The following is a 400-nucleotide window of genomic DNA, read 5'->3' as shown; positions in this document are numbered from 1 at the left end:
TTCTGCACCTAAAAATCTTGCTGTATCATTATATACTGGGTCAATATTAATTACTTTTATTTTTCCATCTTTAACTAATGCTTGTAATTTTTCCATGTATGGGTATGTTTCGTGAGTTGCAACACCCCAAGCAATTTGATTAGTGTTTAGTATATCGGTAGACCACATTACAATTACTTTTGAATGTTCTAATACATTGTCCCAAGGTGTATGTTTAGCATTTGCTTCATCGTAACCTGTGATATGTGGAGTTATAGCACTAATACAATGACAAGAATAATTTAAAGTTCTTGTTGTAAAACCACCTGCAATATTTAACATTCTTCCAAGTAAGCTTTGTGGGTTATTTATATTTCCAACACAATACCAGCCGTAGCTACCACCATACACAGAATGGTGT

Annotated in this window: 1 protein-coding gene; it reads right to left on the bottom strand. The window is 33.2% G+C overall.

The genetic code is table 11. The annotated features are described in order from the left end of the window. On the bottom strand, positions 1 to 400 hold a 400-nt coding region (locus tag AVBRAN12654_RS09425), incomplete at both ends, for a molybdopterin-dependent oxidoreductase (RefSeq protein ID WP_336614396.1).

The sequence above is a fragment of the Campylobacter sp. RM12654 genome (genome assembly GCF_020137585.1).
Taxonomy (GTDB): domain Bacteria; phylum Campylobacterota; class Campylobacteria; order Campylobacterales; family Campylobacteraceae; genus Campylobacter_E.
The sequence above is the reverse complement of the archived record's forward strand: the minus strand, read 5'-3'. Positions and strand labels throughout refer to the sequence as shown.